11 protein-coding genes and 1 tRNA gene are annotated in these 12,174 nt (G+C 68.4%); 3 read left to right on the top strand and 9 right to left on the bottom strand.

From position 1 onward, the window contains the following. Positions 1 to 29: 29 nt before the first annotated feature. Both TY25_RS07095 and TY25_RS07090 read right to left on the bottom strand, forming a co-directional pair. Positions 30 to 731 carry a GntR family transcriptional regulator gene (locus tag TY25_RS07095; RefSeq protein WP_042255007.1) on the bottom strand — a complete coding sequence of 234 codons (702 nt, stop codon included), beginning with the start codon at positions 729 to 731 and terminating at the stop codon, positions 30 to 32. Between the two features lie 79 nt (positions 732 to 810). Beyond that, a complete protein-coding gene (locus TY25_RS07090) occupies positions 811 to 1,170 on the bottom strand; it encodes a hypothetical protein (RefSeq protein ID WP_042255006.1) in 360 nt (119 codons plus the stop codon). A gap of 179 nt (positions 1,171 to 1,349) precedes the next feature. Between TY25_RS07090 and TY25_RS07085 the strand changes: the two genes are divergently transcribed. Then, positions 1,350 to 2,363, top strand: a complete 1,014-nt coding sequence (locus tag TY25_RS07085; protein ID WP_042255004.1) for an SCO2522 family protein — start codon at positions 1,350 to 1,352, stop codon at positions 2,361 to 2,363. Positions 2,364 to 2,669: 306 nt separating this feature from the next. On the opposite strand, the gene TY25_RS07080 is transcribed toward TY25_RS07085, so the two are convergent. From TY25_RS07080 to TY25_RS07070, 3 genes are all read right to left on the bottom strand, one after another. Next, positions 2,670 to 3,134, bottom strand: a complete 465-nt coding sequence (locus TY25_RS07080; RefSeq protein ID WP_162184187.1) for a GNAT family N-acetyltransferase — start codon at positions 3,132 to 3,134, stop codon at positions 2,670 to 2,672. A gap of 208 nt (positions 3,135 to 3,342) precedes the next feature. Next, entirely contained in the window at positions 3,343 to 4,083 is a 741-nt protein-coding gene (locus TY25_RS07075; RefSeq protein ID WP_042255001.1) for an SDR family oxidoreductase, read from the bottom strand. A gap of 94 nt (positions 4,084 to 4,177) precedes the next feature. Continuing rightward, entirely contained in the window at positions 4,178 to 5,359 is a 1,182-nt protein-coding gene (locus tag TY25_RS07070) for a DUF418 domain-containing protein (protein WP_042255000.1), read from the bottom strand. Between the two features lie 124 nt (positions 5,360 to 5,483). On the opposite strand from TY25_RS07070, the gene TY25_RS07065 reads away from it, so the two are divergent. Continuing rightward, a complete protein-coding gene (locus TY25_RS07065; RefSeq protein WP_201773649.1) occupies positions 5,484 to 6,230 on the top strand; it encodes a TetR/AcrR family transcriptional regulator in 747 nt (248 codons plus the stop codon). Positions 6,231 to 6,317: 87 nt separating this feature from the next. On the opposite strand, the gene TY25_RS07060 is transcribed toward TY25_RS07065, so the two are convergent. From TY25_RS07060 to TY25_RS07050, 3 genes are all read right to left on the bottom strand, one after another. Further along, a tRNA-Pro gene (locus TY25_RS07060) sits at positions 6,318 to 6,391 on the bottom strand. An 80-nt stretch (positions 6,392 to 6,471) separates the two neighbouring features. Then, complete coding sequence (locus TY25_RS07055) at positions 6,472 to 7,992, bottom strand: DUF8017 domain-containing protein (RefSeq protein ID WP_042254998.1); 1,521 nt, start codon at positions 7,990 to 7,992, stop codon at positions 6,472 to 6,474. 38 nt (positions 7,993 to 8,030) lie between these two features. Then, positions 8,031 to 8,993: a metallophosphoesterase gene (locus tag TY25_RS07050; RefSeq protein WP_042254997.1), complete on the bottom strand. Its 963-nt coding sequence runs from the start codon at positions 8,991 to 8,993 to the stop codon at positions 8,031 to 8,033. Positions 8,994 to 9,152: 159 nt separating this feature from the next. Here TY25_RS07050 and TY25_RS07045 point away from each other — a divergent pair, with 159 nt between their 5' ends. Beyond that, complete coding sequence (locus TY25_RS07045; protein ID WP_014981176.1) at positions 9,153 to 9,617, top strand: GatB/YqeY domain-containing protein; 465 nt, start codon at positions 9,153 to 9,155, stop codon at positions 9,615 to 9,617. Positions 9,618 to 9,686: 69 nt separating this feature from the next. Here TY25_RS07045 and TY25_RS07040 read toward each other — a convergent pair whose 3' ends face one another. Continuing rightward, positions 9,687 to 12,053, bottom strand: a complete 2,367-nt coding sequence (locus TY25_RS07040) for a penicillin-binding protein (protein WP_042254996.1) — start codon at positions 12,051 to 12,053, stop codon at positions 9,687 to 9,689. Positions 12,054 to 12,174: the final 121 nt, after the last annotated feature.

The raw sequence follows: 12,174 nt of genomic DNA, 5'->3' as shown, positions 1-12,174 counted from the left end.
CTGCTGGTGGGATTCCGGTTCGGCGTGGTCTATTCGGCGGCCATCGCGGCGATGGCCCGGGTGACGCGGTCGAGCACCACGTCGAGCGACTCGCCGATATGCGTGTGCAGCAGCTGGTAGGCGAGCGAAAGATCTTCGGCCAGTACGGCATCGAGGATGCCGAGGTGTTCGGCGATGGTGGTCTCGATGCGGTTGTTGACCATGAAGTCGTACATCCGGACATGGCGGATGCGGGAGTTCACCGCCTGCAGGGCACGCACCATTTCGGCGTTGCCCGCGGCGGTGAGCAGCGTGACGTGGAATTCTTCGTCGCGCACCACGAAACCCGGTTCCTGTGCCGGCGGGTCGGCGCGCAGTGCCAGCCACGCGTCGCGTTCCGCCTCGAGCAGGGCACGATCGTGGGACACCGCGGGGTTCGTCAGCGCACGCTGTATGCCGCCCAGCTCCAGCGTGATTCGCAGTTCGTAGAGGTCGCGGATCAACGGAATGCTCGGCCGCACTGGGCTGAACCCGAACTCCTCGCGTTGCAGCAGCCCGTCCGCGCAGAGCACGGTCAACGCCTCACGGATCGGTGTCCGTGAGATCCCGAACCGCGCCGCCAGTTTCGGCTCGGTCAACCGTTCGCCGAACTTGATGTCCCCATTCATCAACTCCCCGCGCAGCGCCGCATACACCACATCGCGCAGCGCCCGCCCACCCGCACTCTCCAGCGTTCCCACCCGTGTCGACATACCTGTATACGCTACCGACCTCGCATTTCATCCACATGACCCCAGGTAAGCACCCCGTAACCACCCACCCCCTAAAGCATCAGCAACTCGACCCGCAGCCCGGGATATGGATCCACAATCCGCCGCGGCACTTCCGCCCGGACGACCGATCTGAGCTCCAGCAGCTCGGGCTGGCGACGTAGTGGCGTGCGCGGGTCTCGCCCCGCGCGGCCAGCAGTCCGATCTCGGTCAATGCCTTGAAGTCCTGCGCGGCGGTGCGCGCCTCTTCGTAATCGACGGCGGCCGCCGCGTCATCGGTTTCGACGTGGTAGCCCTCGATGCTGTTCGAGCCCCGGATGGCGCGGGCCATGAGATTGCGGTGCAGCAGCCCGGGCCATCGTTTCGGCACCCGCATCGCCGAGGCCAGATCGTCCCGACGGCGGTAGATTCCCGCGAGCACGATCTGGTCGGGGCGTGACCGGCCATGGCAGGCCCTGCCGCGCGTCGATAACGGTGCGCCGGGGGTTGGCTGGGGGGTGGGAAGGGGCGCACACTTTTAGGGTCGGCGGGCGTGGGAACGGGGCTGGTCCAGATGAGGTGGCGTGGGCGCGCCGGGACGCGGTGGGGTGCTGAGTCGTGATGGGCTACCGCGAGCACGGGGAACAGGCCGGGATCGAGCAGGTGCCGCTGTCGCATCTGTCGCTCGAGGTCGGCCACTTCTCGGTGCCTCAGATCGCGCACGATATGGACCAGGTGCTGCGCCGGTTTCGCGGGATCGCGCCGTTGGTCGAGGCGTTCATCGCCGTCGCCCGTGCGGAATTCGGCTCCCGGGTGCGGGTGAGTACCTGCTATTTTCTCGACGACTACACCGCGCCGAACGCCGATCCGCGGGATATCCTCGGCAAGTTGCTCACCGCGGCGGACGAAGCCGGTGTGCGGATCGACTATCTGGCCCGCCAATCAGGTTGCGCGACTGTTATTCCGGGGGACGACGGCGGGCCGTCAGATGCGCCGATCAGCCTCGCTGAGCTGGTCGTGGCCAGTATCGTTGCCGAGCCGGACGTTTCGTCGTCGACCGGGCGTCGCCCGCCGACCGCGGAGTCCGGCTGGTTGAGCAACGGCCGCCGCCCGTCGGACGGCGAACAACCGCGGCACACGTGGATGTTGCCGTTTCGTCCCGCGGAGGAGTTCGGCCGCAGCGAGCATTCGATCTTCCTGGATGTGCAGTTGTGGAGTGAGCGCACCGAGTCCGCCAACGGGCGCAACGAAACTCACCGCCGGTGGTCGGCGCCGATGCTGGCCGCGGTCTGGCAGCTGCTGCGGCTCGGCGTGCTGCGTTACCACGGTGCGGCGGTCGTGCGGCCGCAGGTCGTCGCAATGGAAGCGCAGTGGCCGGGCCGGTGGCAGGAGCTACCGGCAGTGATACAGCTGACCCCCGACGCGCCTCCGTTCGCTGCCTATCGGTCGATGTCGTTCGTGCCCAAACATCGTGCCGCTCTGGTCCATTCGACGCAGCTGATCCTGGATCACCTGGATGTGGATCGTGCCGTGATCGATCAGCTCATCGCCCGCGGAGCCGCGGAGGAGGTGCCGGTGACGGTGTCGCGCAAGATCTCCGACCGCATCTCCCATTTGCTGTGGGACGGAACGTGAATGGCACCGCTCGGCCGCCGAGTCGGTCGGCACGGTCGCCGGTCGCGTGATCGTGGTGGGTGGCTGCCCGGTGCAGATTCCCCGCGGCCGCGCCGCAGAGATCCCGGCTGCCGTGCTGCAACATCTGGCGAGCCTGTGGATGCCCGAGGCGCATGCTCCCGCGAGTTACGCGGACTGTGGAAGGGTCTGCATCCGATCCGGGATTCTTCCGGCAGTGAACCGCGCTGATCGGGTGGCTTTCCGTGGCGCAATGGAATTCGCTTTATGAACGGGGCGCGCGCTCGATGTTCGAGAATGGTGTTCCGGTCAGAGTTTGTACTCGAGTATGTCGCGAGGCTCGCCTATGCCGAAGTAGTGTTCCTCATAGGCGGTCCAGGTGAAACCCATTCGCTTGTATAGGTTATAGGCCGACTGGTTGGTTGGCCGGACGGTTATCAGGATGCTGCGCACCGAGTGTCGGCTGCACAGCTCGATCGCCTGCGCCAAAAGGGTTGACCCGTAGCCCCGGCCGCACTGGCTCTCGGTGACGGCGAAGCTGAGCAACCAGGCACGCCGATCGGGGGTGAGGGCGACCAGCAGGTGCCCGCAGACGACGTCGTCCACCTCCGCGACAAGCCAGTCGCAGCCGTGCAGGTCGAAGAGCTGGCGCAACACGAAATAGGGGTAGGCGTCGGCGCCGAACCGTTCCTGCTCGACCGCCGCGACACGGGCGAGATCGGAGAGTGCGGCCAACCGGTACACGGGCGTCGTTGACGCTGTCGCGATGTCCACTGTGTTCCCTTGCGCGGTAACGCGGGTCATAAATCAACAGCGTAGGCGTTTGCTCGCATGTTCGGCGGGCGCACGGCACACGCTGTCCGGATCGAGGTAGTTTATGCGCCATTGCGTTATTCCGTCGGGGCGGCCCCAGGATGACCGGGATGGCCCCGGTGGTAATTCGGCGGAATATCTCGTTGCTCGATATTCGCCGATATGCGGTTCAGGCGGTCTTTCCGGTTCCCGCGCCGCCCTCGGCGACCCGAATGTGCTGCGCAGTGACCGCTTCGGCGGCGTCGCTCGCCAGAAACGCGACCACTTCCGAGATTTCGGTTGTTTCGCTCACGGGACCGAGCAGCTGCGCCGTGGCGGCGGCGTTCGGGTCGGGGCTGCCGGTCGCCGCGCTCACCGCGTTGACGGCGATGCGCCGCGGCGTGAAGTCCGCGGCCAGTACGCGGGTGAACTCCGCGATTGCCCCCGCGGTGGCCGCGTCGACGATGTTGCCCGGCGGGGCGGCGTGCGCGACCGTGATGACCCGTCCGCCGTCGGCCAGATGAGCCGAGGCGAGTTGCAGGCCGTGCAGCACGCCTCGCGCCGGTGTCGCGAACGCGCTGTCGAATTCGTCCGCGGTGAGTTCGGCCAGGGGAGTGGTGAGCGCGGCAGCCGTGGTGGTCACCAGCACATCCCAGTGCCCGCACTCTTCGAGCAGGGCCTGCACCAGTTCCTCGTATTCGAGGCGATCGCCGATATCGGCCGCGAGCGCCAGCGCCGAACCGCCGGAACCGGTGATCTCCTTGACCACATCGGCGGCCGATTCCGGTGCGTGCGGATGCTGGATCACCACCTGCGCGCCCTGCACGGCGAGCGAAACGGCGATCTTCTTGCCGACGCCGGTGTCGCCACCGGTGATCAGTACCGTCTTCCCGGCCAGCGTTCCGGTGACGTCCTCGGCGGGTGCGCGCATGATTCAGCCTTTCGGAGGGGGCGAAACCGATTCTGCCCCAAGGTGAGCCACCCTCCCGGCCGAACCGCGCCGATCGACGCGATGGTGAGGGGTGTCACCGCGGCGTGCTGCGCCAGGCGGGGCGGCGGGCATTGGTGAGCCACCGCAGGATCCACTCGGCGGGACCGTACCGGTAGCGGCGCAACCACACCGCGCTGACCACCAGCTGGAGTCCGAAGACGAGCACCGCCACCGCCATGGTCGCGGCCGGTGACAGGCGGCCCGCCCAGCCGAGACCGATGCCGGTGAACAGCAGCAGACCGATCGCGGATTGACCGAGATAGTTGGTCAGCGCGATCCGTCCGGCCGGGGCCAGCGCGGTGCGGAGCCACGCGGTGCGGGGGCTGTGCATCAGCCGCAGCAGCGTCGCGACGTACGCGGCCGACAGCAGCGGCGCGGTGGCGACGCTGACCGCCACCGCGAGCGTCGTGCCGGTGCCGCCGCCGAGGGTGTAGAGCACGCTGCCCGCCAAGCCGATCGAGAAGCCGATCCACTGGATACGGCGCAGCACCGGTTCGTCACCACGCACCCGCGCCAGCAGCTTGCGTCGACCCGCGACCAGGCCGAGCAGGAACATCGCCAGCGCGGTCGGCCCCTGCAGGGTGATGGCCTGCAGGATCAGCAGCGGGAGTCCGTCGAGGTGGGTACCGATGATCTCGCCCCAGCCACCGAGCATGGCCGCGGTTGTTTGCTCGGCGTTGGCTCGCGCCTGTTCCGGCGCGGGCAGCCACGCCGAGGTATCCAGGAACAATCCGCTGATCAGCAGGCTTGACAGCACCAGGCCGTAGAGCACGCCGGCGATGCGCAGCGCGGTCCGGTCGGTGACCCGGCGCAGCAGGAACAGGGCGAGACAGGCGAGCGCGTACGTGGTGAGCACGTCGCCCCCGTACAGGAACACGATGTGCGCGACACCGATGAGGAACAACCCGGCGATGCGCCGCAGCATGCGCGGCTCGAACGCCGCGCCCGCGTCGGCCGCCGAGGTCAGCTGCAGGGTGAAGCTGTAGCCGAACAGGAACGAGAACAGCAGATAGAACTTCATGTCGACGAAGACCGTGGACAGTCCGCGGACCACCTCGTCGACCGGGCCGGCGAACGCCGGATCGGTCACCAGGTTCCCGGGGTAGCCGGACGACATGAACGTGATGTTGACGATGAAAATGCCCAGCAGGGCGAAGCCGCGTAGCGCGTCTACGTCGTAGACACGGGTGCGCGGGGTGACCAGTTGATCGGTCATGGGTGCCAGCTTCCTCGATCGACCGCGAGTATTAAATATCTAATGGATACTATCCAATAGATACTATCTGGACGGCTAGTATGCAACCGGTCCTGATGTGCCGATCCCGAGGAAGGTGCCCGCAGTGCCCGACGAGGCCATGCCCGCGGAACTGAGCAGGTTGTGGCGGCTCGCTTCGCCACCGCAGCGGCTGGGACGGCCCGCCGAGCTCGACGTCGACCTGGTGGTGCGCAAGGCCGTCGAACTGGCCGACCGCGACGGGCTCGGGGGCGTCACGCTGATGAAAGTCGCTGCCGCCCTGGGCTTCACGAAGATGGCGCTGTATCGGCACGTCGGATCCAAGGACGAACTCTTCGAGCTGATGGCCGATCACGCGGCGGGTTCGCCACCGGAATTCCCGCTCGCGCCCGCCGATTGGCGCGCGGAGCTGCGTCGCTGGGCGCACGCGCTGCGCGCCACCCATCTACGGCATCCGTGGCTGCCGCAGCTGCCGATCTCGGGTCCGCCGCGTGGCCCGAACACCGTCGGCTGGATGGACGCGCACCTGCGCGTGCTGGCCGGCACACCACTCGACTGGGCCACCAAGGTCGCGGTCATGATGCTGGTCAGCGGCCACGTCCGCCAAGCCAGCCTGCTCACCCAGCAGCTGGCCGAAGGGCGCGCGGACACCGGTCTCGACGAGGCCCAGGTCAACCAGGCCTACACCCGCTCCCTCGCCGCCCTAGTCGACCCGTCCCGCTACCCGGAAGCCGCGAAACTCTTCAGCTCCACCGTCTTCGACCCCCACCCGCCACCCCCGCCGACCCCACCGAGGACCCGGACTTCACCGTCACCCTGGAGATCATCCTCAACGGCATCGCCCAAGAAATAACCGCCGCCGAGCGAGCGTGACCTACCCCGGATACGACTCTGCCCCGGCCGATGAAGGCCGGGGCAGAGTGTTCGTCTCAACCACGAGTCGGGGTGACAGGATTTGAACCTGCGACCTCTTCGTCCCGAACGAAGCGCGCTACCAAGCTGCGCCACACCCCGTGAATCGAACCTGCAGTAGCTTACAACAGGGACGGCCTGGACGTTAAACCGCCTGTTCAGCGGGGGTATCGCGACGTGGTCTAGCCGTCGTGCGCGCGGATGCTGGTGAAGATGCGCTTGGCGGTGTCGGCGTCGAGGGCGTTCGGCACGCCGGTGTCGGCGGCGATCACCATGACGAAGTTGCCGCTGTCGGTGGGGTAGGCCACGGTGAAGACGGAGTAGGCCGTCGCGCAGCCGGGCTTGGCCTGGGTGACGGTGCCCTTGGTTTCCACGAACATGCCGTGCTGGGTGCCGTCCAGCGATTCGAGCGGCACCGGCGCGCTCGGTGTGCCGTTGGACGAGGCGGTGTAGGCGAGTTTGGCCGTTCGGGTGCCGAGATCGGTTGCCGCCGTGGCGGAATCGGGGCTCTGCGAACCGGTGAGGAAGGACACGGTGCGGGTGGAGCCGGGGCAGTAGCCCTTGCCGTCGCTGGCATATCCCTTGCCCGCGACCGCGTTCGGTGGTTCGCCGAACCCGCCGATGGCCGTCTCCGGCGCGATCGTCCAGCCGCTGGGCACGTCGTACGCGGCACCGCGGTCGGGCGCGACGACGACCTGATAGCCGGGGATCACGGGGGTTTCGTTGCGGCCGTTGGGGTTGGTGGTCGGCGCCGCAGAGGTGGTCTTGGTCGGCGCCGGCTCGGTGCTGGCGCTCGGCGTGAGCGCGCTCACCATCGACGGTGAGTTCTCTTGCGCCGCAGAGTTGTCCGAGCCGCGCTTGGCCAGCGTGACCGCTGTTACCGCACCCGCCACGACCAAGAGCACCACGAGCCCGATCAGCAGCGCCGCTTTGCCGCGGCCACCCGGTTGTTGTCCGCCCGTGCCGTGGCCGGGCGCCTGCGGCGGCCCGCCGAACCCGCCCTGCGGCCCGTAGCCGCTCGGCCGACCGTACTGCGGCGTGCCGTACGCGGGTGCTTGATATTGCTCGATCGGCGGCACCTCGCCGTACTGGCCGGGTGCCGGCTGCCATTGCAGTCCGGGGTCGGGCTGGCCTAGTCGAGTGGCCTGTGGATAACCGAGCAGCGTCGGCGCGGCTTCGGCCGCACGATGCTGATTCGGGTCGGCCCCCAGGCTCGGCTGCCACAGCCCTGCCGGTTCACCACCGAGACTGCCGCCCGGCGCGGTGCCGCCTGACACCGGCTGTGCCAGCAGCGTCGGGTCGGCCTGCGCCGGGGACTGCCATCCTGCGGGCTGGGCGGTGCCGCCCGGCTGCCACTGCACCGTCGGCGCGGGCGCGCTCGGCCCCGGCTGCCACTGATAGTTGGGGCGTGCCTGATTCGGGTCGGCTCCGGCATGCTGGTCGGGCACAGCGGCATTCGGCTGCCATTGCAGCGTGGGATCGGCGCCCTGGCCCGCTTCGGCCTGGCGTTCGGCCCAGCCGGCCGGCGGCTGCCAGGTTTGATGGAAGCCGGAGTCCCGCTTCCACGGCCGGCCCTGCTGTTCGGCACCCGCGTCCTGGGGTGCGGACGGGTCGAATTGGGCGTCGCCGGACGGGTACGGGTACGGCACACCGGGCTGGCCCAGAACCGTCGGGTCGTTGCGCCGGTCGTCGAATCCACTCACAGTTGTCCCCTGCCTGACACAAGTCTCGGCACGCGACCTTAGCGGGCGATGGCCTCCGATGCGGACACGCCCTGGCCCGAGTCTGTCGCCGGACGCTTCGGGGGCGCGGCGACCAGCGTCAACAGGGTCGCCTCGGGGCGGCAGCAGAAGCGGTACGGCGCCCACGGCGAGGTGCCGACACCCGCGGAGACGTGCAGCTGGGTGTGCTCACCCCACTTCGACGGACCCTTCACCCGGGACCGGTCGATCCCGCAGTTGGTGACCAGCGCGCCGTAACCGGGCAGGCACAGCTGACCGCCGTGCGTGTGCCCGGCCATGACCAGGTCGTAGCCGTCGTCGGCGAAGCGGTCCAGCACCCGCGGCTCGGGGGAGTGGGTCAGGCCGATGCGTAAGTCCGCCAACGGGTTCGGGGTGCCGGCGATGGTGTCGTAGCGGTCCCGCTGCAGGTGCGGGTCGTCCACGCCCGCGGTGGCGATGCGGATGCCGGCCACCTCGAGGTCGCGGCGCACGTGCGTCAGGTCCAGCCAGCCGCGCTCGGTGAAGGCCGCGCGCAGGTCTTTCCACGGCAGCGGTGCGCCGTAGACGCGCCGGTGGTCCTTCTTGAAGTATTTCAGCGGGTTCTTCGGCACCGGCGCGAAGTAGTCGTTGCTCCCGAAAACGAAAAGCCCCGGGCGGGAAAGCAATCCGCCGAGGGCCTGGACTACCGCGGGTACCGACTTCTGGTGGGAGAGGTTGTCGCCGGTGTTGACGACCAGATCCGGCTCCAGCCGGTCCAGTTCGCGCAGCCACTGCTGCTTGTGCTTCTGGCCGGGCGTCATGTGCAGATCGCTGATGTGTAGCACCCGCAGCGAGGACGACCCCGGCGCGAGCACCGGCATGGTTGCCTCCCGCAGAACGAAGGCGTTGCGTTCGACCAGCGAGGCGTAGCCGATTCCGGCCACCGCCGCCCCAGCGGCTCCCAACGCGGTCGTGCGGACAGCAGAGGTCGAGATCACGGGCATTTGCCCAGCATAGGTGACCCCGCTGCGGATCGCCGAGTGTGTTTACGCACAAGGCCTTGCGCGAGCGCCCTCGATCGGCGTGCGCGCGAGCATCGATATTCGCCCGCGGCGGGGCAAATGTGGTGGGCGCTGCGCGCGCGAGCGGCTACCGTGAGCCTCATGTCGGAACTCAAAGCGCAACTGCGGACGGATATGACCGCCGCGATGAAAGCCAAGGATACGCTGCGTCTTTCCACCTTGCGGATGCTGCTCGCCGCGATCCAGACGGCCGAGGTGGCCGGCGCCGAGGCCCGCGAGCTCTCCGACGCCGATGTGATCGCCGTGTTGCAGAAAGAGGCGAAGAAGCGCAGCGAGTCGGCCGAGATCTACACCCAGAACGGGCGTGGCGAGTTGGCGGCCAACGAACACGCCGAGGCCAGGATCATCGACGAGTACCTGCCGACCCAGCTGTCGGAGGCCGAGGTCGCCGATCTCGCCGATACGGCGATCGCCCAGGTGGCTGAGCAGCTCGGCGAGCGTCCCGGCATGCGCCAGATGGGGCAGGTCATGAAAATCGCCACGGCGCTCGCCGAGGGCAAGGCCGACGGCTCGCGCATCTCCGCCGCGGTCAAAGCGCGCCTCTGAGCGGCGCGTGCGGCGACGGCCACGTAACGCGAAGGGCCGCGAACTTCCGAGTTCGCGGCCCTTCGTGCGTCAGCGGGGGATGGGGATCGGGATCGGGATGGGCGGCAGCAGCGGGGGCGGCGGCAACCCGGGGATCCCCGGCGGTGGCGGCGGACCGGGCGGCGGTGCGGCCCGTTGCGTGCCGTCACTGACGTAGAGCGTGATCACCGAGCCGGGGATGGCCGAGCCGTTCGGCGCGGTGCCCATCACGGTGCCCTTGGCCTGGGCGCCCGGCCCGGTCACCGGCGTCACCTGGAAACCGGCGCCGACGAGGGCTGCGGTCGCCGCGCCCTGGGTCATGCCCACCACATCGGGCACCTGGGCGTTGTTCGAGCCGCGCACGTACTTGTCGTCCAGCGGGGGCAGCGCGGGCGGCGGGAAGTGGCCGAGCACGGGCTTGATCGAGTTGAACCAGCTGCGTGCGGGCTCGTTACCACCGAACAGGTTGCCGTCACCGCAGTTGCGCAGCGGGAACGAGCAGATCTCGCCCGGCGTCGGGCTGTCGCCGTACACATAGGTGGCGGCGGCCAGCGAGTTGGTGAAGCCGAGGAAGGCCGAGGAGCGGTGGCTTTCGGTGGTGCCGGTCTTGCCGGACAGCGGCGCGGCCCACCCCGCGGACTGGGCGGCGCCCGCGGCGGTGCCGCTGATGTCGTCCTTGCTCATCGCGTTGGCCAGGGTGTTCGCCAGCCCGGGTTCCACGACCTGCTCACAGGCCTGCTGGGTGAGCGGCACCTGCTTGCCCTGGCGGTCCACGACCTCCTTGATCGGGTTCGGCGGGCACCACTTGCCGCCGGAGGCGAGCGTCGCGGCGACGTTGGACAGTTCCAGCGGGTTGATCGCGACCGGGCCGAGGGTGAAGGAGCCGAGGTTCTGCTCCTTGATCATGTCGGCGAGGCTCTGGTTGCCGTGGCCGGAGGTGCCCGCCTCGGTGTAGGAGCGCATGCCGAGCCGGACCGCCATATCGACGGTGGGGGTCACCCCGACGGCCTGGATCAGCTTGACGAACGCGGTGTTCGGTGAGGTCGCCAGCGCCTCGGTCACCGACATCGGCGACTTGTACTTGCCCGCGTTCTCCACGCAGTAGGTGGCGGCCGGGCAGCCGCGGGCGCCACCGTTACCCATGCCCTTGGCCTCGAAGCGGCCGGGCACGTCGAGCTGGGCGTTGATGCCCAGGCCCTTCTCCATGGCGGCCGCGGTGGTGAAGATCTTGAAGATCGAGCCCGCGCCGTCGCCGACCATCGAATACGGCTGCGGCTGCACGGTTTCGTTCGCGTCGCGGTTGAGTCCGTAGGTGCGGCTGCTCGCCATCGCGATCAGCGGATGGGAGTCCTGGCCGGGCGCGACGACGGACATCACCTGGGCGATGTTGTCCAGATTCGGGTTCGCCGAATCGGTCACCGAGCGCTTCACCGAGTCCTGCACCGCAGGATCGAGCGTCGTCCGGATCAGGTAGCCGCCTTTGTCGATCTGCTCGCGGCTGATGCCCGCGTTGGCGAGGTACTGCAGCGCGTAGTCGCAGAAGAAACCGCGGTCGTGCGCGGCGATGCAGCCGCGCGGCAAACCCTTGGGCTCGGGCAGCACGCCGAGTGGCTTGGTCTTGGCGTCGCGGAACTCGTCGGCCCGGCTGGGGATGTTCTGGATCATGGTGTCCAGCACAGTGTTGCGCCGGGCCAGCACGCCTTCGGTGTTGGTGTAGGGGTTCAGCTTCGAGGAGCTCTGCACCATGCCGGCGAGCATCGCCGCCTGCGAGACGTTCAGCTCCGAGGCGTCGATGCCGAAATAGGTCTGCGCGGCGTCCTGGATGCCGTAGGAGGAGTTGCCGAACGGGACCAGGTTCAGATACCTGGTCAGGATCTCGTCCTTGGTGAGCTCGCGGTCCAGGGTCAGCGCCATCCGGATCTCGCGGATCTTGCGGGCGGGGGTCGTCTCGATCGCGGCCCGGCGTTCGGCGTCGGTCTTGGCCACGACCAGCAGCTGGAAGTTCTTGACGTACTGCTGGTCCAGCGTCGAGGCGCCCTGCTGCACCTCACCGCTGGAGGTGTTGGTCAGGAACGCGCGCAACGTGCCCTGCCAGTCCACGCCCTCGTGTTCGGCGAAGCGCCGGTCCTCGATGGAGACGATCGCCAGCTTCATATCGTTGGAGATCTTGTCGCTGGGTACTTCGAAGCGGCGTTGCTCGTACAGCCAGGCGATCGGTGCGCCGCTCGCGTCGACCATGGTGGAGACCGCGGGCACGGTGCCCTCCACCAATTCCGAGGACACGTTGTCGACGGCGTCGGCGGCCCGGTTCGAGACGAACCCGAAACCGCCTGCGAGCGGGAACAGCAACCCGGCGACGAGCACGGCAGCCAGCAAGCAGCTGCCGGCCAGCCTCGCGAGCGTTTGTGTGATCGGCACGATCCTCAGACTACGGGGTGCGCTCCGAGCTCTCTTCCGTGCGTTTACCGGAGCGAGATTGATGACGGGTAATGGGCGTGTCGCGCGAGCGAGTCTGGCGTGTCGCGGGACGGCGCGCCGC

Origin of the sequence: Nocardia brasiliensis NBRC 14402 (assembly GCF_000308475.2) — a bacterium.
In the GTDB taxonomy this organism is placed as follows: Bacteria; Actinomycetota; Actinomycetes; order Mycobacteriales; family Mycobacteriaceae; genus Nocardia; species Nocardia brasiliensis.
Note: the sequence above shows the minus strand (reverse complement) of the source record. Positions and strands in the feature narration are given on the sequence as shown.

Excerpts from the sequence above, each read along its gene's own strand:
- TY25_RS07095 (WP_042255007.1), bottom strand. The coding sequence starts at position 731 with ATGTCGACACGGGTGGGAACGCTGGAGAGTGCGGGTGGGCGGGCGCTG.
- TY25_RS07085 (WP_042255004.1), top strand. The coding sequence starts at position 1,350 with ATGGGCTACCGCGAGCACGGGGAACAGGCCGGGATCGAGCAGGTGCCG.
- TY25_RS07075 (WP_042255001.1), bottom strand. The coding sequence starts at position 4,083 with ATGCGCGCACCCGCCGAGGACGTCACCGGAACGCTGGCCGGGAAGACG.
- TY25_RS07070 (WP_042255000.1), bottom strand. The coding sequence starts at position 5,359 with ATGACCGATCAACTGGTCACCCCGCGCACCCGTGTCTACGACGTAGAC.
- TY25_RS07050 (WP_042254997.1), bottom strand. The coding sequence starts at position 8,993 with ATGCCCGTGATCTCGACCTCTGCTGTCCGCACGACCGCGTTGGGAGCC.
- TY25_RS07045 (WP_014981176.1), top strand. The coding sequence starts at position 9,153 with ATGTCGGAACTCAAAGCGCAACTGCGGACGGATATGACCGCCGCGATG.